Origin of the sequence: Pseudanabaena sp. Chao 1811, from assembly GCF_027942295.1 — a bacterium.
Classification (GTDB): domain Bacteria; phylum Cyanobacteriota; class Cyanobacteriia; order Pseudanabaenales; family Pseudanabaenaceae; genus Pseudanabaena.
In genome coordinates this window covers 896,564-918,841 of record NZ_CP101416.1, presented here as the reverse complement: position 1 = coordinate 918,841, position 22,278 = coordinate 896,564, and the positions used below count along the sequence as shown (strand labels likewise).

The window sequence follows — 22,278 nt, the reverse complement described above, 5'->3', positions numbered from 1 at the left end:
GCAAAGAGCCTGATGTTCAAAATAATTTCTTAACTAAACTTAACTTACCACGATCCTCAAGTAATGTAATCGTGCGATCGCAAATATCTATCCAAAGGAAAGCGCTCCATACCCCGATCGAAGGTGTTACTTGCGGCTGTTTTGACATCAGTTTGACTAGCAAGACAAATAGCAAAAATTGCTAAGCAATTTTTGCTATTTTCGCCATTTGAGACATGCCTCGCATGTCTCAAATGGCGATATCGGACTCAAGTTGTTTTATATATGTTAAGTTCTGACAATTTTATAGATTTTATATGCAATTTACTTGACTCATAAAATTTAAAAGGCTTAATATTCGCCATCACGAATTTGCATAAAAATTTATATGGAAATTATTGGGGCTTTGTTAGTTACTGGATGTCTATGGCTTTCCCAACAGATGAATGATTCTGATAAGAAGAAAGAACAAGAGATGGAGAAAAAAATTAAGGAAAAGCTGAAAAATGATCAATATGTGAATATTCGCATTATTGAACAGCCTAAAAACTAATTGGGATAGCCTAAATTGCTTAGGGTTCTGCGATTTGATAAGGGAACAGATTTTTTGCAGCGTGGCGAAGCTGAGCTATCAAAAATCTGTTCCTTATTTTACTGCGAGTCCCTAACCTGATGTCAGTTCGACGAAAGCGAAAAATTAGAGGATTAATCGGCGATTATTAGCATTTTTCGCCATTTTTGCTTTTCTTTGCACAGCACAGGCGATATTGAACTCACGTTAACATGTTTGCACAACTATAATAAAAGCTGTATTTCGTGGAGATTTCGGTGAAGCGTAATTTTATGCTCTCTTTTTTGAGTCGTAGTTTAGCTACAGTGATCGCTGTAGTGATGCTTGGTAACTTGCCACTATGGTCGCAATCATTTCTACAACTAGGGGGAGGTCAAGCACAGGCTGCTCAGCCCGATCTAGTTGCCAAAACTCCGACGCGATCGCTTGTATCGCCAAAGGATTCGTTAACGGGCGATGTTGTCAAAACAGTTCTAGATAATGGGTTAACAGTTTTAACTAAAGAGGTCAATACTGCTCCTGTCGTTAGTGTCCAAGTTTGGTATCGTGTGGGTTCACAAAATGAAAAACTCGGCATTACAGGTATTTCCCACCAACTTGAACACTTGATGTTTAAAGGTACAAAGGAACGTCCAATTCAGTTTGGACGTTTATTTAGTGCCTTGGGCAGTAACTTTAATGCCTTTACTAGCTATGACATGACCGCCTATTTTGGAACAACGGGCAGCGATAAACTGGAAGCGATGCTAAAGCTAGAAGCCGATCGCATGGTGAACACGGTCGCAGGTGAAAAGGAACTTAAAAGCGAACGCACTGTAGTTTTGTCAGAGCTAGATGGGGGGAATAACAATCCCGGAACTAGACTGTATCGTCAAGTGATGCTAGCGGCATATCCCGACAGCTCCTATGGATGGCCAGTAATTGGCTATCGTCCTGAAGTTGAGAACTATACGGTTGAAGATATTCAAAATTATTACCGTACTTTTTATCGTCCTGATAATGCCACATTGGTAATTGTGGGCAATTTTGAGACGCAGGCTACGCTTAAAAAAGTAAAGGAAATCTTCGGCGCAATTCAGGCTCCACCCAAGCCTAAAGAGATCATCACGGCGGAAGCTCAGCAGAAAAAGCCTAAGCCGCCAGAACCACAATCTAGCAAGGAACCGATTCGCCTTAAAGAACCTGGTAGTGTGCCATTTTTACAAGCAGTTTATCCTAATCTACCGAAAACTAATGATCCTGATGTCGCCGCAGTTGATGTGTTGGATAGCATTTTGACATCAGGTCGGAGTTCGCGCTTTTATCAAGCCTTAGTGGAAACAGGTTTAGCGAGTAGTGTCAGTGGCAATTCATCCACGCAGATTGGCACAGGTTGGTATTTGGTAAGTGCGACCCCAACGGAAGGAAAGTCCCTTGAAGATCTTGATCGCCTGATCCTTGATGAAATTGAGAAAATAAAAACGCAGCCTGTTACATCTGCCGAGCTAGAACGTGCCAAAACTAATATGCGGGCAAGCTATATTCTCGGCAATCGCGATATTAGCTCCCAAGCAGTTCAAATTGGTTACAACCAAACCGTTGCTAAGGATTATCGCTATAGCGATCGCTATCTAGATGCGGTTGAAAAAGTCACAATCGCGGATGTGCAAAGAGTCGCTCAGCAATATCTACAAAGCGATCGCCGTGTAGTGGGATATTTTGAGCCTTCGGTGATCACGGCTGGGGCAGGCACAACTCCTAGCAACCCCCATTCAGCGGAATCCTTTAAGCCTAATTCTCCTGTTGATCCTGCGGAAGTTGCGAAGTATTTACCAGAGAGTGCTTTGATTGCTAAGGCAGGAACACCAACGGCGGTACAGCCTGACAAATTCACGCTATCCAATGGCTTAAAGGTTTTGCTATTGCGCGATCGCAGCACGCCTACGGTTACTCTCGTTGGTGAAATCAATGCAGGTGCAGGTTTTGACACGATTGAGAAGGCAGGCTTAGCAGGAATTACAGCCCAAAATCTCACCAATGGTACAACTACCAAAGATGCCCTCACCCTTGCCTCCCGATTGGAAAATCTAGGCGCGAGATTAGGATTTTCCGCAGGACGCGAAAGTGTTGGTATTTCGGCAATTTCGATGGCAAAGGACTTGCCAATTGTGATTGACCAATTAGCGGATCTGCTGCAAAATGCCACTTTCCCAAATAAGGAATTTGAACTGAATCTTCAGCGTAATTTATTAGCATTTAAATCAGAATTAGATAACCCCAATTCGTTAGCGCGGCGCATCTTCCAATCAACGCTCTATCCCAAAGGTCATCCCTTTAATGCGATGAAAACGGAAGAGACGCTCAAATCTTTGAAGCGGGAAGATTTAATGACCTTCTATAAAACCTTTTATCGTCCTGATAATACGATTCTCACACTGACAGGAGACTTTGATCCTGCAACTGTAAGAAGTCTCTTAGAGGAGAAGCTGGGCAAATGGCAATCCAAGGGCAATGCGCCAAAATTCCAATTCCCAAAAATTCAGAAGCTTGCCAAAACCACGGAGAAACAAGAAGCTCTTGCTGGTAAAACCCAAGCGGTCACAATTATTGGACATCCCAGCATTTCTCGTTCTGATCCCCAATATTATCCTGCATTAGTACTTAATCAAGTCCTCGGTGGTGATACCTTAGCGAGTCGTCTTGGAACCGAAATTCGCGATCGCCTTGGTTTGACCTATGGTATTTACAGTTTCTTCCAAGCTGGCAGACCGCCTCAGGGTGCATTCATTGTCCAAATGCAAACCAGCGGTAAGGATACACAAAAGGCGATCGCAGCAACCATAGGATTGCTCAAGGATGTGCGTGATAAAGGCATCACCCAAGCAGAATTTGATGTGGCGAAAAAGAGCTTGATTAATAATTTCGCGACGGAATTTGCTGATCCTGATAGCATTGCTAATTCTCTACTCAGTGATGAAATCTATGGCTTACCCGTTGGCGATTTTTACAAGTATCCCCAGCGGATTCAATCGGTAACTCTCGAACAGGTTAACCGTGCGGCGAAAGAGTTATTACAGCCTGACAACCTTTTAATTGTTTCTGTAGTTCCTAAATAACGCAAAACTTGCTTTGAGAGATGGTTTGCGTAGCAAACCATCTCTCAAAGTTCAGAAAAGTAGTGTTGCGTAGCGGCACTACTTTTTAGTGAATAATGTATTTTTGCCATTCATCGTGATTGCCCGATCGCAAATATTTGGTTACTTCAAAATGCAAACCACTATGAGGACGACGGGGTTGTTTTTTTAGAGGCATTGATGCCTCCTTAGGAGTGCGATTGCCTTTTTTAACATTGCAACGCACACAGGCAGTAATAATATTGTCCCAACTATCAGCACCACCACGCGATCGCGGTAATACATGATCAAGGGTCAAACCATCGCCAGTATATCCACAGTACTGACAGGAATGGGCATCGCGATGGAGAATATTGCGGCGAGTGAGGGGAATTTCTTTGTAGGGAATGCTGACATATTGCAACATTCGGATCACGCTAGGCAATGGCATCCCAGGGTAGACCATTTTGCCATTATGTTCGACTTGTTCGGCTTTACCTTTTATAACCAACACAATTGCACGCTGCCAATTGGTAATGTTCAGCGGCTCATAGGATGCGTTTAGTACAAGGACTTTTGCCATTACTATCCAGCGAACTCACAAAAGATGCTAGCACAGCTAACCAAAAATCTACACACATCTTGGGTAACTACAATAAAAATCAGGTTTGCTGATTTTTACAGCACTTTACGTTAGAACTAGAAATATAGCTATAGCAATCCTAAATGGTTTGTGGAAGCGCAACCCGAAGGGTTGCGCTTCCACAAACCCAAAAATCTACAAATGATTTAGGACTGCCATATACAAGATGGTAAGGATGGGCGGCGCGAAGCGCCGCCCATCCTTACTTTTATTGATTACACACCAATTAATTGGGCAACTCGCATTGCCGAGGCGATCGCTCCTTCATGCAGACCATCACCAAGATAGGCTCCTACATAATAGGTATGGTTTTCACCATTGGTCTCCATAACTTCATTGCGATAATGCAAAGCTTCCACTGTATATAGCGGCGTATTATGTTTCTGAACATGAATAATTTTATCTGTGGCGATCGCCTGATCTAAATGAAAAGCGAGGCTATATTGCTGAGGCGATCGCAAACCGCATAGTTGATTTAAAGAAGCGTTATATCCCCATCCATCGGACATTTGAAAGAAATCAAACTCCGAAGCTTGCTTAATACCATATTGGTTATACATGGAAGTATCAGTATGGATGATGGTTTGAGCATGATTGCTTTGCCAAGCGGAGAAGCGTTTTGATTCCTCAAAAGTCGGATCAACAAGTAACTTGAGAATGCGATCAGGTGGTGTGGCAAAAACTACTTTGTCAAATATTTCCAGTCTGCCATCAGCAAATTGAATCTGCACTGATGTATCGATGCGTCTAATTTCGGTAATCTTGGTATTGAGCAGAATCTTGCCCCGAAATCTTTCTAGAATTTTTTCAATATAGGAATATACACCTCCCTTAATTTTCACCCATTTAGCAAACACATAATCACGTAATGCAGGGATGACTAATTCGGCAGGAAAATCATCAATCAATTCCAATGGCATCGAGTAACTATACATCGTCAGCAGTTTTAACCAATCACAGCGAATACATTTAGGCTTCAAGTAATCGGACATTGGATGATCGTGAAGTTCTTTAGCTTGAGCAGAATGTAAGGTAATCCATAGTCCTGCCGATCGCGCATAGAGTGTATCTATTCGCAGATATTCGATCAGTCGCTGTAAGCCTGTGAAGTTTTTTTGAATCATTACTGACGACAGGAAATGGCGACCATCTGCTAAAAATAGACCTGAACCAACCTGTACAGGCTCTAATTCAACTTCTAATTCCTGCATTAAATCCAAAAAACTATGAAATGCAACGGGAAACTCTAGTACACCGCTTTCTAACAGAAATTCGCAATCAGCATGACTCGCTTGGACATTTTTATTCAATGTCCGAATATGACCACCCAACATCGGCTGTTCTTCCATCACAGTTACAAAATGCCCCTGTTTATCCAGCAGATAAGCTGTCACCATGCCACTTGCGCCGCCACCAATAACTGCTATTTTCATGTTCATCACCTGAATGAAGTATTAGAGCGAATTACAAGAAATTTTGTAAAAGTGTTGCAAAGCAACACTTTTACAAAATTTCTTGGTTCTGATTACAGTGCAAAGTGCTGTAATACCAATTCACGAAAGTGTGACCACCCTTTCGTGAATTAAAACCAAACCCAGTAAGATGTTTTAAAACTAAAAATGCCATAGCCATTTTTAGTTACGGAATCGTATCTCCTGATAAATGTTGATATAGCCTTGCTCCTGTCCAAAAGGTCGGTGCAAAACCGGGATAACCAGAGGAAGCATTGCAAAAATAGAAATTCTTAAGCGATGACTCGTAATTCAGCCGACTAAGCCCCATATTCCGAGGTGTTAAGCTCGAACCATAGGAATTACCATCGGGACAGCCACAAAATCTTTCGTTGGTGGTGGGACTACCAGTGATTTTGAAAACGATATGTTGGCGCAAATTAGGAATATAGTTCTTTTCGACAACATCAAGAATTGATTCCAAAATCTCTTCTTTTTTCTGACGATAGGCTTTGGGGTCAGTATCCCGCAATTGCTTGAAATAATTGTAATTAGCTACTGTCAGGAATTCCATGACTTGACATCCTTCAGGGCAATCACGATCTTCTTCAGTCAAAAGTGTGGGTGTCGTAATCGCAAAGCTAGGATTAGAGAAGTCATGCTTGGTATACATCTGATCAAAGGATTCATTGAGATCACGATGTCCTGAATGAAAAGTGTTCCATTTACCAAAGCCGTACTGATGCAAATCAAGATCCTTGACAACGCAGTACGCCATAAAGTTAGAGGGTGAGTAGTCATAGCTCAGCTTTTGGCGAATTGGTTTAGAGAATTTTTCTAGACCAATCATATGTGCGGCTTTTTGTGGATCGATATTACAAATCACGGTTTCGCCTGTAAAATCATGGGTTTGATGCGATCGCAAATCCTTTGCCTCGACACCAATTACCGCACCATCTTGAACTCGGAAATTGGTCACTTCATGATTGAGCAAAACCTTGCCGCCATTTTCCTGAATGACATTCACTAAGGAATTAATCACATGCTCAAAGTGTTTAGTCGGATAAAATGCTCCCTTTTGATAGCCCGTGAATAAAATCACCCAAGCATAAAAAGAGAGTTGATTCGGCGGTAATAAAAAATCTGGCCATTGCAGGGCTAACAGGGTTTGCGCCTCCAGTGGTAATCGAAATTTGTCAAAAACATCTTGGAGCGTACTATTCAAATATTTCAAAGCACAGAATACTGCGCCAAAATTTTGAAATAGCTGACTAGGAATGATGGGTGGTGCTAACTTTTCTAAGCCTTCACTCGTTGTTTGTACTTCATTAATAAACTTCCTAATTTGAGTCGCATCTTTAGGAAATAGGTCGGACAATCTGCGGCTTAACTCCTCCAATGAGGATGGAATTTGCAGCGCGTAATTGGGCATGTGCATATGGTCAAAACCATCGCGATCGTAATGCTCAAAGGTAACTGACTTGTCTAGATCTAGTTTTTGGAGAACTTGATGAACAGGTTGTCCTTCACCACAGTTCCACACATAATGAAGCTGAGCATTAAATTTATATTTATTTGCCATTGTAAAAGTATGTCCAAAACCTCCTGCATGTTCATGGGCTTCTAGGAGCTGGACTTTTTTACCAGATTTTGCCATCAAAGCTGCAAATACCAAAGCGGATATACCGCTACCGACAATCAAATAATCTGTCTTCATTTTGCCTCTCCTACAACAATACAAAGATTTGGTAGGGTTTAGAAGTCGATCATTTCGTCTGGGAATATATTCCTTATTTTACTTTGCTCTCAGGCTTGCGGAAAAAATCACTTAAAAGTCTTTAGGAATTGCGAAAGCAAATCAAGAACTTATTGACTCAAAGCTTAAGTCAAGCAGACTAGAAAATCCTTGGCATCATTCCGCACGCTCAAGTTAATGGGATTCGGCTGATTTTTTGACTGACAGCAAACTATTAACTAATGGCGCAAAAACCGTTAATCCGTTAGGTATACAGACGACTTCAACGGGAGTTGTACCAATGATCTCGCCATCTACTACCACTTTTTGCGGTGGAATTGCCGTAACCTTGATTTTGTTAGTTCGGAAACAGACTAAGACTTCATTTTCGATGGGAGTTTTGACTAATGCAGACGCAAATAGCTTACCGATGACATCGATCGCTAATAGGCGATCGGAAAGATTGAGGCTCTCATTTTTGGAAATGGCGATCGTCACATCAAGTAACCCATCGTTAGGAATCACCTCTCCCCAACCTTGCGCCAGTACTGAAGTTGGAGGCGCAGCATTGGCAATAGTCATCGCTCCACATTGAAACTGCGTGACTGATCCATCAATTTCCACTTCAACGGTAAAGAGCTTCTGTTCCAAAAGTTGTTGCGCCCCTGCGAGGAAATAGGCAAAGGCTCCTAAGAGATTTTTCATATCCCGATCAGCGCGTTCCACGGTTTCCGCTTCAAAGCCGATACCAGCTAGCAAAATCATCGGCAAGTCATTGCAACGGGCAGCATCGACAATACAGGTATTGCCTGTGAGGATGTTTTCGCAAGCTGCCTTTAACCCCGTTGGAATCCCTAATGCTACGGAGAAAGCATTAGCAGTGCCTCTAGGAATAATCCCAAGGGGAATACCTGTGCCAATTAAAGCATTGGCTACTGCGGAAACCGTCCCATCGCCACCAGAAGCAATAATAAAATCGGTGTCAGAAGCAGTGGAGTTTCTCTCTTGAATTGTCGCGATCGCGGTTTTGGCTTGATCGGTAGGGTTCAGATCAGGCTTTGTGAAAATAATTTTTAGTTGCACATGGGGTTCCAAAATTTGGCGAATCATGGCGAGATCCGCGTCAGGATTGCCCTGTCCTGCAATGGGGTTAAAAATCAGATGGGCAATACGACTTTTGCCTAGTGATTGCAACACGATATTTGCGGTAGCAAGGTTCGTCGCCAGAGGGACATTATAGATTTTGCATATTCGCAATAAATTTAGAAGATTGGAGCCGAGGAGTGGAGCATGATCGGGCTCGAATAGCCAGATGACACAGGCAACTTCTCCTGCAATGACACGGGCAGCAATTTCAATATCACCACCATCCCGTTGCGATCGCACTAGCTCGATAGGTAGCCCTGTGGCGGATTGAATTTGCTTACCAGTATTTGCAGTCGCAAGGGAATTATAGCGAGACAAAGTTACATGGTACTTTTGCGCCAGTGCGACCATATCTGCTTTTTGGGTGTCATGGGCGATGAGGGCAATAGAGATTGGCATATTGTTTTTTCAATTTTGCTTAGTACAGGAGTCTACAAAAATTCATCCGATACTATTTATTCTCCATCAGATTTCCATGCGATCACTTTTGGGGTTTCAGGATCGGGTAACTTGCGCGTAATCACAGCCGCAGCTAAAACCATGATTGCGGATACCCATAGGCAGCCAATCAATCCATAAAATTCATAAATCAACCCCGATAGAACCGTTCCTGCTAAGCGTCCACCCGAATTTGCCATGTAATAGAAGCCCACATTTAGGGCTACTTTGTCATCATCGGTGAAAGCGAGAACTAAGTAAGAATGCACCGATGAGTTAAAGGCAAAGACGATACCAAAAATTAGTAGCCCGCCAATGATTACTAAGTTTGCAGGGAGATTTAATTGCAGTGTGATCGCCATGATCGCAGGAACGGCAATGAGGGATGTTGTCCAAAATCGCACTGTTTGCGATCGCGGCGGCTGACCTGAACCAAAGCGCTTAATTAATGTTGGTGCGAGGGATTGAATGATGCCATAGCCAATTACCCAACATGCTAGAAATCCACCAACTTGATAAAACGACCAACCTAAAACACTTCGCAAAAATACAGGCAATCCCACCACAAACCATACGTCTCTAGAACCAAAGAGAAAGAATCTTGCTGCGGATAACAGATTAATTTCAGGGCTTTTGGAAAAGAGTTGTTTAAATTTGACTTTTGTTTTGATTTTGCCCATGCCCTTAGGTAGGAATAAGCCTGTGAATAAGAGTAGGAATAAACCTCCCGCCATAATCCATAGGGAATTCACAAACCCGCATAGTCCTAATAAAGCACTTCCGACAAAAAAGCCGACACCTTTAAGGGCATTCTTAGAACCTGTGAGAATCGCAACCCATTTAAACAAAGCCGATTGAGCATCCTGTGTTACGACTAAGCGAATCGCACTCTTGGTACTCATTTTCGTTAAGTCTTTGGCAATTCCTGAAAAAGCTTGAGCGATCATCACATAGAGAACCGCTAACCATTGCGCCCATTCTGGATTAAGAAAAGACAACATCGCAAGGGAGAAAATCTGTAAGCTAATCCCTGTATAGAGCGTAACTTTCAGCCCTAACTGTGAACCAATCCATCCACCTAAAAAATTAGTAACGACTCCAAAGACTTCATAGAATAGGAATAGAGAAGCGATTTGAATCGGTGTGTAGCCAATATTATTGAAATAAAGCAATACTAACAGGCGCAACGCGCCATCGGTAATCGTGAATCCCCAATAGGTGAGGGTAACTAGCACATAGTTTTTGAAGTTTGCTTGAGATGTAGTAGAAGAGGTCATAATCAATTCCTCAAAGGTTAGATGATTTGCCCTCACCCCTAGCCCCTCTCCCGCAGGAGAGGAGAACAAGTAAAAATATCTTCTTCGCTCCCCCTCTCCTGCGGGAGAGGGGGATGGGGGGTGAGGGTCTTAAATAGACAAAGCCACTTTTCTTGCTAATTCCGCCATGCGACAGGAATAGCCCCATTCGTTGTCATACCAAGCGAGAATCTTTACCTGAGTTCCATCTACAACCATTGTCGAGAGGGCATCAATAATGGACGATCGCGGATCGTCTTTGTAATCAATAGAAACTAAGGGACGTTCTTCGTAGCCTAAAATCCCCTTTAGTTCACCTTCGGCAGCTACCTTTAATAAACTATTGACTTCCTCAATTGTGGTTTCTCTTGCTACTTCAAACACACAATCCGTAAGCGAAGCATTTAGCAAAGGCACTCGCACAGCTAAGCCATTTAATTTCCCCTTGAGTTCGGGATAGATTAGAGTTATTGCCGTTGCCGATCCCGTAGTTGTGGGAATTAGGGACAAAGCCGAAGCCCTAGCGCGACGCAGATCTTTATGGGGAGCATCAACAAGGGTTTGAGTATTTGTATTGTCGTGAATCGTGGTAATTACGCCATGTTTAATGCCTAAACTTTCATGGATGACTTTCACTACAGGCGCGAGGCAATTGGTCGTACAGGAAGCGGCGGTGAGAATATGATGCTGCACGGGATCGTAGAGATGATCGTTAATTCCCATGACGATATTTAGCGCTTCTTCTTTGACAGGAGCTGCAACGATTACCTTCTTTACGCCTTTGGTGAAATAGGGATTTAGGGTTTCTGGGGTACGGAATTTGCCAGAACATTCCAGAACTATATCTACGCCTAACTCTTGCCAGTTGACTAATTCGGGTTTGGCATATTCGCCAAAACTAAGAGATTTATGATCAATTTGGATGCGATCGCCTATTACTTGTACATCTTGTTGCCAGCGTCCATGTACCGAGTCAAATTTGAGTAAATGTGCGGCAGCTTCTACGCCGCCATTGATTTCATTGATATGTACAAACTCTAATTCAGGAAACTCCCAAGCAGCACGCAGAGCCAATCTGCCAATTCTGCCAAAGCCATTAATACCAACGCGCACAGCCATAGATTATCTAAAGGTTAAGTATGCTTTAAATATTGATTAAGATAAATATTTATAATAATCAATATATTTATTTTGGCTGTATTTGTGGAAATCTGTCAATGTTATAGAAAATTGCTGGCGCTCTCAATCAAAAAATTGAAATTAAGTTTTCAGCGATCGCATCTTGAGAGGAGTTTTGTGTAGTTGCTGTTTTAGTTTTCAGGGAATTAAGGGCGATCGCTTGTCAAAATTTTAAAACTTTAGGCTATACTTGGGCTATACATATTATGCAAAAATAATCGTCAAAAGTTATGCTGGTCAAAGTCCAGAAATGGGGTAATAGTCAAGGAATTAGACTCAGTAAAGAGGTTTTAGCTGAGGCTAATATTCTGGTTGGTGACGCACTAGAGATTATCACAACTAAGGAGCAGATTGTAATCAAACCTGTTCGTAAAATCCGTGGTAAGTACGATCTTAAAGATCTAGTTTCCAAAATTCCTTCTAACTATAAGGTTCAAGAAGAGAATTGGGGAGCGCCTGTAGGTTTGGAAGTTTGGTAAATGGCTAGTTATATTCCCAAAAAGGGCGATTTGATTATCCTCACTTTCGATCCGCAGTCTGGACATGAGCAGAAAGGGCGGCGACCTGCTTTAGTGGTGAGTAATACGCTGTTCAATCAGCATACGGGTTTGGCGATTGTCTGTCCGATTACAAATACTAAGCGTGATTTTCCTTTTCATGTGGCGATCGCTAGTAGTAAAACTCTAACTGGCTATGTGATGGTGGAGCAAGTGAAATCTATCGACTACAAGTCGAGAAAGGTGAAATTGATAGAGGTTGCTGCGGATGAGCTTTTGGCTGAAGTTTTGAGCATTTTAGATGCTTGTATTTACTGAATGTCGCCTCTCATCAAACCCAAACAAAATCCAATAATCGCATTGGAACTAAACAATCGGCGATCGCGCATTGCTTGAGGATGCTGATTATGATGGGCATTCGCTGTCTATGTTACAGAAAATTGCTGGCGCTCTCAATCAAAAAGTTGAGATTAAGTTTTCAGCGATCGCGTCTTGAGACGAGTTTAGTGTAGTCGCTATTTTCCAGAAAATAAGGGCGATCGCCTACTTCCCAATCAATACTAAATCTAGGCTTAGTAAAGCTAACTTAGCATTTTATTGCATATTGGGCATCTATGCAGTATTTTGACTTTATTACCAATGATAATCACTTTAATACTCAAGATATTTGACCCTTATGGCTCAGTTGCCAAATATGCTTAAAGATGGTGAGTTATATAGTATAACTCTTAGAGCTTTAATAAATTTAGGAGGATCTGGAACAAACGAGCAGATTCTTGAGCAGATCAAACTCATACTTGATGTCCAAGACAACAACCAAAAAAAGCATATTGAAAGTAGATTTGGTTGGGTTAAAACTCATCTAAAAAAGTCTGGACTTATTAAAAATATTGGTTGGGGTAAATGGTCATTAACCTCAAATTATCAAAATTCTAATGAGGACTTAGATCAAGCAAAAATTGAAGGGCAATTTGAAAAATGGTCTTTGACTGCAAAAGCCACTGCAATGAATCAATTTTTACAAGACACCTCAATTACCCCAGAAGAGCTAGATAGATACGAAAAGACAATTAAACGGAAAAAGCAAATTATTCTTGCTGGTTCTCCTGGCACGGGGAAAACATTCATTGCTCAGAAATTTGCTAAATACTTAACCTCCACTCAAGATGGTTATATGGACTTAGTACAGTTTCATCCATCCTATACTTATGAAGACTTCATGCGGGGATTGAAGCCAGAAATCAAAGATGGTAGTTTGACCTATAACTATGCAGAAGGTCGATTTATTCAATTTTGCGAAAAAGCCCAAACGGAGTATCAAGATCTTCCCTGTGTTTTTATCATTGATGAAATCAATCGCGCCAATATTTCACAGGTATTTGGCGAATTGATGTATTTATTGGAATATCGCAACGCAGAAATTACCCTATCTTCAGGCAAGACTTTCACCATACCTGACAACGTGCTGATTATTGGCACAATGAACACCGCCGATCGCTCGATCGCCTTAATTGATCATGCACTGCGCCGCCGTTTTGCTTTTATCAAAATTACACCTAACTATCAAAGTTTAAGAAATAAATTTCAAGATTCAGATTTTCCTATCGAGAAATTGATCACAGTTTTAGAAGGTTTAAACCAAAAAATCTGTGAAGCAATGGGCAGCAATGACTATGAACTAGGAACTTCTTTCTTTATGAGTGATAACTTATCAGAGAAAATAGAAGATATTTGGCAAATGGAAGTAGAGCCATATTTAGAGGAATATTTCTTTGACAATCAAAGCAGAGAAATTATTGAATCCTTTCGCTGGTTCAATGTGCAGAAACAGATTTATTAATCAAATTCAGTAAGCTTAATTAATGCCACCCATCAAGCTCAAAGAGTATCAATCGCAGGAAATTCCTAGAGAATCAATTAGTTATGATTTGAAGGAGAAGCTATGTCGTGAATATAGCAATCAAATTGAGATTGATTTAATAGCTGATAGAAAAGGCGATCGCTGGCGCATTACGGCACAGGGGTATGTTGGCTATATCCAAGTCTCCCAAGATTTCGCAATCTTTATTGAGCCGAAAACACCGATTAAAAATGTCTTGGCAATGTTGGAATACACACCCGAATTTAAGGGCTTTAAATTTCCTGAACTTGCTAATTTTGATACGCTTCAAGAGTTTCTCAATAGTCTAGCCGCATTACTGGCTAATCGAGTTCTCGAAAAATGTCGGCGCGGACTCTATCGTAGCTATATTTCTCAAAATGAGACTTTGGAATATGTGCGCGGCAGGATTGATATTCCTAAAGCCATCCAAAAACCTTGGCAAATCAAGATTCCCTGTCAATATCAAGAAAATACCTACGACAACGAAGACAATCAAATAATTTTCTATACGTTGCATCGTATTTTGCGATCGCAGCTTTGCTCCGAAAACACTCAAATCAAAGTACATAAAGCATTTCACGCATTACAAGGCTATGTGAATCTATATCCATTTACTGCTGCTGACTGCCGCGATCGCCATTATTCTCGACTCAATCAAGACTATCGCTATTTACATTTGCTCTGTCAATTTTTTCTAGATCGCACAGCCCCAACGCACAAACAAGGACAGCGATCATCCTTTAGCTTTTTGATTGATATGGCATCTCTCTATGAAACCTTTGTCGCAGCATGGCTCAAAAGGCATTTACCACTGCATTTACGACTATACAAACAATATTCCATTCAAATAGGTTTAACCTGTGCCATTGACCTTGTAATCAAAGATATCCAGTCAGAAGAATGTAAATTTATCCTCGATACCAAATATAAAGTTAAAGAAACCGTTAGCGCTCAAGACTTACATCAAGTACGCAGCTATGCGATCGCCATGCAATGTCCTGAAGCAATTCTAATCTATCCACAGGATTTAACAAAAGCGCTTGATCATAAACCTGATACAATTCGCACCCGTAGTTTAACTTTTGCTTTAGATGATGATCTAGATCAATGTGGACAGAGTTTTTTAGCTAATATTTGTAGTAATTTGTGACGTTGTGGGATTAGGGGCGATTAGTTAGGCGATCGCGTAAATTTACACTTCCAACCATCTTGCTATAATAGCCGCATAACCTAAACTCACCAAAAACTTCTATGCTCTCTCCACAGCTTGAAGACAAATCTCAACATCTAGAAACTAGAGTTGCCGCATTAGAAACAGAACTCGCGCAAATGCGACAGATGCTATCTGTATTTGTATTTGTGCAGAAAAAAACACCTTGGTGGTTAAAAGTCGCAGGTAGCTTTGAAAACGATCCCACCTTTGACGAAGCAAATCGCCTCGGTCAAGAATGGCGCAAATCTGCTGAATAGAGCATCATGTATATTTTTAACACCGATCATCTCAGCCTCATTCAGCGCAACGGACAAGAAGGTAAGCGAATCTTAGCCAAACTTGCAGAGATAGAAGATCCTGAAGTTGCCGTTACCATCATTACCTACGAAGAACAGATTAGAGGAAGACTCGCTTTTTTAGCTAAAGCAAAAACATTAGATGAACAAATCTTTGCCTATCAAGGATTACAGCAACTAGCAATCAATTGATGATTGGTCATAATTTATCTGTCCAGATCCTACTCAAACCCCAAAATGTCGAGTAAAATCATCATCAATCGGTCTAAGGAAAACTTGCCATGCAAGTAGAAACATTATGACAACTGCCACCGCCCAAATTAACATCCCCTTTGATCTACTAGCCGAAGCCGTCACCACCCTCAATATTGAACATAAAATCAAACTGTGGAAATTGCTAGGTAAAGAGATTGCTGAAGCCCCAAAAGCTACTAGAAATAATATTGATACTAGTGCCATAGATTCACTCGATCGCGTATTTGAGAAAGTTCTATTAGAAACTGGCATGACCGAAGATGAATTAGTAGAAGCATTTGTCAAGTAAGAATCATGATGATCCTAATTGCTGAATTACTTCGTCAGCGCGGACGAGAGCTATTGCGTAACCAACAACTGGGTGGGATTAGAGCGATCGCCTCAATTTACTTAGTCCGATCTGCACTATCAAAGAAGTTTCGCTTAAACCAAAAAGATAAATTTACAAGGCTAATTAAAACGGGAACCTCAATTAAGGGACCAACAACCGCCACAAAAGCTGCTCCCGAATTAATGCCAAATACCCCGACTGCAACAGCGATCGCTAGTTCAAAATTGTTACTTGCCGCCGTAAAAGCAACGCTTGCGGCTTTGTCGTAATCTGCCTTGATGAGCCAAGCAAGATAAAAGCTGAATACAAACATCACAACAAAATAAATCAACAATGGAATCGAAATTCTGACAACATCTAAAGGGATTTTTAACATCAAGTTACCCTTGAGACTGAACATCACCACAATCGTAAACAGCAATGAAATGAGGGTGATCGGACTGATTTTGGGAATAAATACCTTGTGATACCAGTTTTTCCCTTTAATTTTACTCAAGAAAAAGCGCGTCAAAAAACCTGCGATAAAAGGAATGCCCAAATAGATAGAAACAGTCTGTCCAATCTCGATAATACTTACATTCACCACCGTACTTTGCAAACCAAATAGCGGCGGTAATACCGTAATGAAAAACCAAGCATAGAAGCTATAAAATAGAACTTGGAAAATGCTATTAAACGCAACCAATCCCGCCGTATATTCGGAATTACCCTTAGCAAGATCGCTCCATACAATCACCATCGCGATACAGGGCGCAATCCCAATTAACATCAAGCCCACCATATATTCAGGCGAGTCTCGAAAAAAGGCGATCGCCAAGAGAAACATGAAACTCGGTGCAACGATCCAACTCTGAAATAGGGATAGGGCTAAGATTTTGCCATTACGGAAGACATCACCTAATTCTTCGTAACGTACTTTTGCGAAGGGGGGATACATCATCAAAATTAAGCCGATCGCGATCGCAATATTGGTCGTGCCAACTTGAAACTGATTGATCACGCGATCAACCGCAGGAAAAAGTGCACCGATGGTCACACCGATCGCCATCGCCAGAAAAATCCAGACAGTCAAAAAGCGATCGAGTATAGAGAGTTTTTTAATCGGCTGTATATGTGCCATGATTAATTTACCTGATATTGATTAATATCAATATTTATAATAATCGATATTTTGTCACCTCGCATTAATTCATGGCACTATAAGTTTATGAAGCCAAATCAATCGATTACCTGTTGTCCTCCCTTACTAGAAGGTCGCCTCACCTCTGATGAGGCTAGTTATTTAGCCACAACATTTCGCGTATTGGGGGAACCTGCGCGTTTACAAATCTTGAGCTTAATTGCGGCTCAACCCAGTCAAGAAGTATGCGCCTGTGAATTGGTAGAAACTTTAGGTTTAGCGCAACCAACGGTCAGCCATCATCTCAAAGTTCTATATGAAGCAGGTTTACTGACTAAGGAACGTCGTGGAACTTGGATTTACTATCGCATTTTGCCTGAGAAGTTAGCGATGTTAAGAGATGCTCTTTCATAAACAGAGGGGACGCTTAGCGTCCCCTCTGTTTTATAAACCTAACGTAATTCCTCTTGCCATCATAGAAGCGAGGAGAGGAATTAGACTAAATCCGACAAGCTCGATGTGAATGATTGTTCTTAAAGTTTTGACTTTCTCTGGACTTACTTCGGGAGGCTTTTCTGCACGAAGATTTTTAATCCACATCAAGAATGAAATTGTGGGATATAGCGACAATAAACCAACCGCAATAAATACAGATATTTTCATCCAGAAAACGGGCTGATGGGAATAGTAATCTGCACCTTTTTCAAAATATAAATATCTTAAAATCCCCGTTACTAAGACCGTAATTCCTGCGATTCCATAAATAGTATCGGCAATCAGAATTCGCCATCCATCACGATTGGTTAGGTCTTGTTTGAGCGTAAATAATTCCGTAGATAGAGATGCAAAAATAAGCCCTAGGCTCAAATAATGTAGATAGGCAGCGATCGCATTAGCCCACATAGGATTCCTCTAGTTTAAAATTTTAGGTTCTTAAAGCAAAGACAGTGCTAGCTTTACGGGATCTCAAGGTTATCATCAAAGCATATAGCGGTTGTAATTTTGTGTATGGCAAAATCACAACTCACAACTCTTACTAGGCAATTAATCCCAATGACCACATCAATGACCAATATTCTCGACATCATTAAGGCAGATTATGCTAAATTCCCTGAGGCGCAAACCTATAGCATCTATAGCGAAGATGTCTATTTTAAAGATCCTGTCTATAACTTTCGCGGGATTAAGCAATATCAAAAGATGATTGGGTTTATTACCTTTTGGTTTAAAAATCTCAAGCTCGATCTCCATGACATCTCGCGTACCGATAATTTAATTAAAGCTAGCTGGACGATGAGTTGGGATGCCCCATTACCTTGGAAGCCCCGAATTAGCGTCACAGGCTGGAGTGATTTGACTGTAGATAAATTTGCGGGTGCTTTGGAGAATGGTGAAGGCGATCGCGAATTAATTATTTCCCACATCGACTATTGGGAATGCAGCAAATTTGATGTAATTAAGCAACATTTTCAATTTTTGCGGTAGGCGATCTCCCTAAGCTTAAGTGTTTGGGGAGTTTCTCTCAATATAACTACTTCAGCGATAGTACTTTATGCTGATGCAATGCTCATCAGATGTAAGATAGATTAAAATATAGACAAATTTCTTTAATTTATGATTTTAGAAATCTATAAATGGGGGTAAACTTAAAACTTGGAAATCATTATTATTACTACAGGTTAAAAAACAAGATTAGAATGATAGAAATGTTGATTTGCAAGACTTCTACCACCCTATTTTTAGTTTTTCTAGCTTTGTAAGGCGCTATGTAAGGCGCTAGTTATATAATGTTTTTTAGTAAATCATTTAATATTATCTAGATAAATTCTGTGCCAAATAACTTATAAACATCTATTGGGGATTTATTAACTATGATACTAGTTACAGTCGGCACTGAGCAGTATCCATTCAATGCCTTAATGGATTGGATTAATTTGTTAATGAAAGAGGGAATCATTACTGAAGAAGTCACTATCCAATATGGGGCAGCAACTCGCTTACCTGACAATGTCAATGTCAGCAAAGTAATGCCTGAAAACCAATTTAAGAAAAATGTTGAGCAAGCAAGTGCCGTGATTGCTCACTGCGGGGAAGGAACAGCACTATTACTGGAAGAATTTGATAAGCCTTATATCTTAGTACCCCGTACAGCCCAATTCCATGAGCATGTTGACGATCATCAACTAGAGATGGCAGATGATCTTGAAAACCAAGGTACACTCATCGCCCGATCGCCTGCCGACTTAGTTAAATTTTTGAAGCTGATTACGATATCCCGTAGTTCTCCTAGTTTTGGAGAAGATAGTCCACTATGCGAATATCTCAGCGATCGCTATCCTAGCCAAGACTATCGCAAAATCATGCTGGTTTGCTCATCGGGTGGACATTTCAAAGCCATGCAGGGTCTAAGTCAATATTGGCAGCAATTCGAGCAACGCGATTGGATTACCTTTAAAACTGGCACGACCCAATCAGAACTTAAGGATGAAAAAGCTTATTGGGCGCATAGTCCCACTAATCGAAATTTGCCGAACTTAGTCCGTAACCTACTATTAGCCATTCGTGTATTTTCTAAAAAACGTCCCGCATTGACAATTTCGACTGGTGCTGGGGTGGCTGTCCCCTTTTTAGTAGCGGCAAAATATCTATGCAGAAGTCAAGTTATTTTCATCGAATCCAAAACCCGCATTCGTGATTTGAGTCTTTCGGCAAGATTACTACGCTCATTGAGAGCCTTAGACCTCCTGATCGTCCGTTCAGAAGAAATTGCCAACCGTTATCCTGAGTCAGTCTATATTCCTACAGGTAATGATCAGCCGTCATTAAAATCGGGTTTATCCAACGTCCAAATTACGAGTTTTCAAGATACCGCTTTAATCAGTACACCCAAAAACATCTTTAATCCCGAAGCGCGAAGACTTAAGGAGGATTTTCGAGAACTATGCCAAGAAGATGATAGTTTTCATAAAATTATTATCGATATGTCCAATACCGAGTTTATTGATAGCTCAGGGCTTGGTGCATTGATTTCCTGTTTGAAAATCTTGCGCCAAGCGGATATTCAATCTGGTAAAACTGAAACCACAGAATTAGTCCTGTGGAGCGTTAATCCACAGGTGGTTTCCATCTTAAAAATGACCAATCTCGATCATGTTTTTTTCATTGAGCCATCTACACGCACTAATCGTTTACCAAGCAGAAAAGTGCAGAATGTTGCAAAAATTCGATTTCTTCGCCTTGCCACAAATTTGCATCGTCTCTATCATTTTCTGCTTGGCATTCCGATTGTATGTGTGATTGCGTATGTGATGTATTTTATTTATCCTGCGATCGAGTTGGATCCGAGAGTCCCCGTACATCCCTCTGTACGCAGTTTCCCCAAACGCATCATCGATATTTTTGGTTCCTTAGTTGGTCTCAGCATCACCGCAATTTTATTCATCCCCCTTGCGATCGCCATTAAATTAGAAAGTCATGGCTCAGTACTATTTAAGCAAAAACGCGCAGGACTGATGAGTAAGCCTTTTGGTATCTGGAAATTTCGCTCCATGGTCAAAAATGCCGAAATGCTCAAACAAAAAGTGACCAATCAGATCGCTGATTCTGCCGATGGTTCAGATGCAAATAGCGGTAAGTTCTTTAAGAATAGTAACGATCCGCGAGTCACAAAAGTAGGCAAAATTCTGCGTAAAACTAGCTTAGATGAGCTTCCCCAGTTTTTTAATGTCTTGGTAGGTGATATGAGCCTTGTGGGGACAAGACCACCTACTTTTAATGAAGTTGGACTCTATGAGCTAGAGAATGAATATACCGATGCCAAAATGACAGAATGGAGTCGTCTCGATGTCAAACCGGGGATGACTGGTGTATGGCAAGTGAATGGTCGATCTAGCGTCAAAATCTTTGAAGAAGTAATGGAGTTTGACTTAGCATATAAACAGAAGTGGAGCTTGCAATATGACATCCTCTTAATCTTCAAAACGATCGCTGTTTTATTTAATCGTAAAAATAGTGCTGTCTAAAGATGGATAAGATGGGCAATCAGTTTGACACAAAATCTAAACGCACTTCGATGGTCAAAGACGATTGGAGTCACCTTAGGTTTTGGGCGGTTTTCATGATTGCCACGCTCTCCATAAATTTTATCGACTTACTTGGGGTAAAACCAGTCTTAGCCTTGCCCCTATCCCCCGGCGATCGCATCAGGCTACTTATCCCTGAAGGCGAATTGTTTAGTGGTGTTTATGAAGTCAACATCGATGGCAACATTCAAATTCCCTATCTCGAGCCTTTGGCTGTCAAAGGTTTGGAAATATCCGAAGTCAAGCAAAAAATTTACCATACATTAATCGATCGCAAGTTCTTTCAGCCCCAATTTTTGCAAGTAAATGTCAGTATTTTGCAATGGGCAGCCGTTCAAGTAAGCGTTTCTGGGGCAACTTTTCAGGCAGGTCGAGTATCGATCAACAATCGCTCTGCGGAAGACCGCAGCTTACAGCAAAATCAATCATCGGGCGATAATCCTCCAGAGCGTTATCTGACTGCGGCTTTGCGTGGAGCAGGTGGCATTACCCCAATGGCAAATGTCAAAGAAATTCGGGTGATCAGAGATGGGCTAGAGCAAGTTGTCGATCTGTCGGGCATATTTACAGGTGAGGAAGTCGAAGATGTGGCTCTGATTGCTGGCGATCGCGTGATTGTGCCTGAGTTACCCCAGCAGCAGAACAATTTAGTCCGACCCTCTCAAATTACACCCCCCGGAATTCGAGTGTTTCTATCGAATCTCACAACTCCTGCGACTAATAATGCCAGTTCTTCGATTAAATCCGACGGCTCTTCCTTTCCCTATGGGGCAAGATTATCCCAAGCAGTGATTGCTGCTAACTGCGTTGGTGGTACATCACCTACCAATGCACCACGTAGAGCCGTATTAGTTCGCACCGATCGCCAGACGGGAGCAACCAAGGTTTTTGATCGCGATGTGGAGGAAATCATCCGTAATTCTACCGATGACACTAATAATCCATTCCTCATGCCCGAAGATGGAGTTGGTTGCTATGACTCTACTGTGACCGACGTAAGGGATGTTGTGCGGACAATTACCGATATTCTCTTGACTCCTTTTAATTTGATATTTAGGGGGGGGAAATGAGGT

The 22,278-nt window shown here is 41.3% G+C and carries 22 protein-coding genes; 13 read left to right on the top strand and 9 right to left on the bottom strand.

The genetic code is table 11. The features are described from left to right. Positions 1 to 16 precede the first annotated feature (16 nt). On the bottom strand, positions 17 to 148 hold the full coding sequence (locus NMG48_RS04385) for a hypothetical protein (protein ID WP_271254149.1): 132 nt from the start codon (positions 146 to 148) through the stop codon (positions 17 to 19). A 219-nt stretch (positions 149 to 367) separates the two neighbouring features. Between NMG48_RS04385 and NMG48_RS04380 the strand changes: the two genes are divergently transcribed. Together NMG48_RS04380 and NMG48_RS04375 are read left to right on the top strand one after the other, a co-directional pair. Next, positions 368 to 532, top strand: coding sequence for a hypothetical protein (locus NMG48_RS04380; RefSeq protein WP_169362655.1), 165 nt, complete (start codon positions 368 to 370; stop codon positions 530 to 532). Positions 533 to 822: 290 nt separating this feature from the next. After that, positions 823 to 3,645 carry a M16 family metallopeptidase gene (locus NMG48_RS04375; protein ID WP_271254148.1) on the top strand — a complete coding sequence of 941 codons (2,823 nt, stop codon included), beginning with the start codon at positions 823 to 825 and terminating at the stop codon, positions 3,643 to 3,645. An 85-nt stretch (positions 3,646 to 3,730) separates the two neighbouring features. On the opposite strand, the gene NMG48_RS04370 is transcribed toward NMG48_RS04375, so the two are convergent. The 6 genes from NMG48_RS04370 to NMG48_RS04345 form a co-directional block, all read right to left on the bottom strand. After that, positions 3,731 to 4,225 (bottom strand): HNH endonuclease, encoded by a 495-nt coding sequence (locus NMG48_RS04370; RefSeq protein ID WP_126388427.1) that lies wholly within the window; start codon positions 4,223 to 4,225, stop codon positions 3,731 to 3,733. A 275-nt stretch (positions 4,226 to 4,500) separates the two neighbouring features. Continuing rightward, positions 4,501 to 5,718, bottom strand: a complete 1,218-nt coding sequence (locus NMG48_RS04365) for an FAD-dependent oxidoreductase (RefSeq protein WP_271254147.1) — start codon at positions 5,716 to 5,718, stop codon at positions 4,501 to 4,503. A 205-nt stretch (positions 5,719 to 5,923) separates the two neighbouring features. Further along, positions 5,924 to 7,453: a phytoene desaturase family protein gene (locus tag NMG48_RS04360; RefSeq protein ID WP_271254146.1), complete on the bottom strand. Its 1,530-nt coding sequence runs from the start codon at positions 7,451 to 7,453 to the stop codon at positions 5,924 to 5,926. A gap of 213 nt (positions 7,454 to 7,666) precedes the next feature. Continuing rightward, complete coding sequence (locus NMG48_RS04355) at positions 7,667 to 9,016, bottom strand: methylglyoxal synthase (RefSeq protein WP_271254145.1); 1,350 nt, start codon at positions 9,014 to 9,016, stop codon at positions 7,667 to 7,669. A 56-nt stretch (positions 9,017 to 9,072) separates the two neighbouring features. Further along, positions 9,073 to 10,332 carry an organoarsenical effux MFS transporter ArsJ gene (gene arsJ, locus NMG48_RS04350; RefSeq protein ID WP_271254144.1) on the bottom strand — a complete coding sequence of 420 codons (1,260 nt, stop codon included), beginning with the start codon at positions 10,330 to 10,332 and terminating at the stop codon, positions 9,073 to 9,075. Between the two features lie 129 nt (positions 10,333 to 10,461). After that, a complete protein-coding gene (locus NMG48_RS04345; protein WP_271254143.1) occupies positions 10,462 to 11,469 on the bottom strand; it encodes an ArsJ-associated glyceraldehyde-3-phosphate dehydrogenase in 1,008 nt (335 codons plus the stop codon). Between the two features lie 290 nt (positions 11,470 to 11,759). On the opposite strand from NMG48_RS04345, the gene NMG48_RS04340 reads away from it, so the two are divergent. The 7 genes from NMG48_RS04340 (at position 11,760) to NMG48_RS04310 (ending at position 15,961) form a co-directional block, all read left to right on the top strand. Continuing rightward, a complete protein-coding gene (locus tag NMG48_RS04340; protein ID WP_271254142.1) occupies positions 11,760 to 12,008 on the top strand; it encodes an AbrB/MazE/SpoVT family DNA-binding domain-containing protein in 249 nt (82 codons plus the stop codon). After that, entirely contained in the window at positions 12,009 to 12,344 is a 336-nt protein-coding gene (locus NMG48_RS04335) for a type II toxin-antitoxin system PemK/MazF family toxin (RefSeq protein ID WP_271254141.1), read from the top strand. A gap of 358 nt (positions 12,345 to 12,702) precedes the next feature. Then, positions 12,703 to 13,866: an AAA family ATPase gene (locus tag NMG48_RS04330; RefSeq protein WP_271254140.1), complete on the top strand. Its 1,164-nt coding sequence runs from the start codon at positions 12,703 to 12,705 to the stop codon at positions 13,864 to 13,866. A gap of 22 nt (positions 13,867 to 13,888) precedes the next feature. Then, positions 13,889 to 15,058 (top strand): McrC family protein, encoded by a 1,170-nt coding sequence (locus tag NMG48_RS04325; RefSeq protein ID WP_271254139.1) that lies wholly within the window; start codon positions 13,889 to 13,891, stop codon positions 15,056 to 15,058. Between the two features lie 101 nt (positions 15,059 to 15,159). Further along, positions 15,160 to 15,378, top strand: a complete 219-nt coding sequence (locus NMG48_RS04320; protein WP_271254138.1) for a hypothetical protein — start codon at positions 15,160 to 15,162, stop codon at positions 15,376 to 15,378. A gap of 6 nt (positions 15,379 to 15,384) precedes the next feature. After that, positions 15,385 to 15,609, top strand: a complete 225-nt coding sequence (locus NMG48_RS04315; protein ID WP_271254137.1) for a hypothetical protein — start codon at positions 15,385 to 15,387, stop codon at positions 15,607 to 15,609. Between the two features lie 106 nt (positions 15,610 to 15,715). Next, the gene (locus NMG48_RS04310) at positions 15,716 to 15,961 is read left to right on the top strand and encodes a hypothetical protein (protein ID WP_271254136.1); all 246 of its coding nucleotides are present in this window, start codon (positions 15,716 to 15,718) and stop codon (positions 15,959 to 15,961) included. A gap of 97 nt (positions 15,962 to 16,058) precedes the next feature. On the opposite strand, the gene arsB is transcribed toward NMG48_RS04310, so the two are convergent. After that, positions 16,059 to 17,123 (bottom strand): ACR3 family arsenite efflux transporter, encoded by a 1,065-nt coding sequence (gene arsB / locus NMG48_RS04305; RefSeq protein WP_271254135.1) that lies wholly within the window; start codon positions 17,121 to 17,123, stop codon positions 16,059 to 16,061. Positions 17,124 to 17,210: 87 nt separating this feature from the next. Here arsB and NMG48_RS04300 point away from each other — a divergent pair, with 87 nt between their 5' ends. Then, the gene (locus NMG48_RS04300; protein WP_271254134.1) at positions 17,211 to 17,537 is read left to right on the top strand and encodes an ArsR/SmtB family transcription factor; all 327 of its coding nucleotides are present in this window, start codon (positions 17,211 to 17,213) and stop codon (positions 17,535 to 17,537) included. Positions 17,538 to 17,567: 30 nt separating this feature from the next. Here NMG48_RS04300 and NMG48_RS04295 read toward each other — a convergent pair whose 3' ends face one another. Next, the gene (locus NMG48_RS04295; protein ID WP_271254133.1) at positions 17,568 to 18,026 is read right to left on the bottom strand and encodes a DUF2214 family protein; all 459 of its coding nucleotides are present in this window, start codon (positions 18,024 to 18,026) and stop codon (positions 17,568 to 17,570) included. A gap of 162 nt (positions 18,027 to 18,188) precedes the next feature. Here NMG48_RS04295 and NMG48_RS04290 point away from each other — a divergent pair, with 162 nt between their 5' ends. From NMG48_RS04290 to NMG48_RS04280, 3 genes are all read left to right on the top strand, one after another. Then, on the top strand, positions 18,189 to 18,608 hold the full coding sequence (locus tag NMG48_RS04290) for a DUF2358 domain-containing protein (RefSeq protein WP_271255237.1): 420 nt from the start codon (positions 18,189 to 18,191) through the stop codon (positions 18,606 to 18,608). Positions 18,609 to 18,994: 386 nt separating this feature from the next. Then, positions 18,995 to 21,145 (top strand): sugar transferase, encoded by a 2,151-nt coding sequence (locus NMG48_RS21780; RefSeq protein ID WP_271254132.1) that lies wholly within the window; start codon positions 18,995 to 18,997, stop codon positions 21,143 to 21,145. Positions 21,146 to 21,240: 95 nt separating this feature from the next. Further along, entirely contained in the window at positions 21,241 to 22,275 is a 1,035-nt protein-coding gene (locus NMG48_RS04280) for a polysaccharide biosynthesis/export family protein (protein WP_271254131.1), read from the top strand. The last annotated feature ends 3 nt before the right edge of the window (positions 22,276 to 22,278 follow it).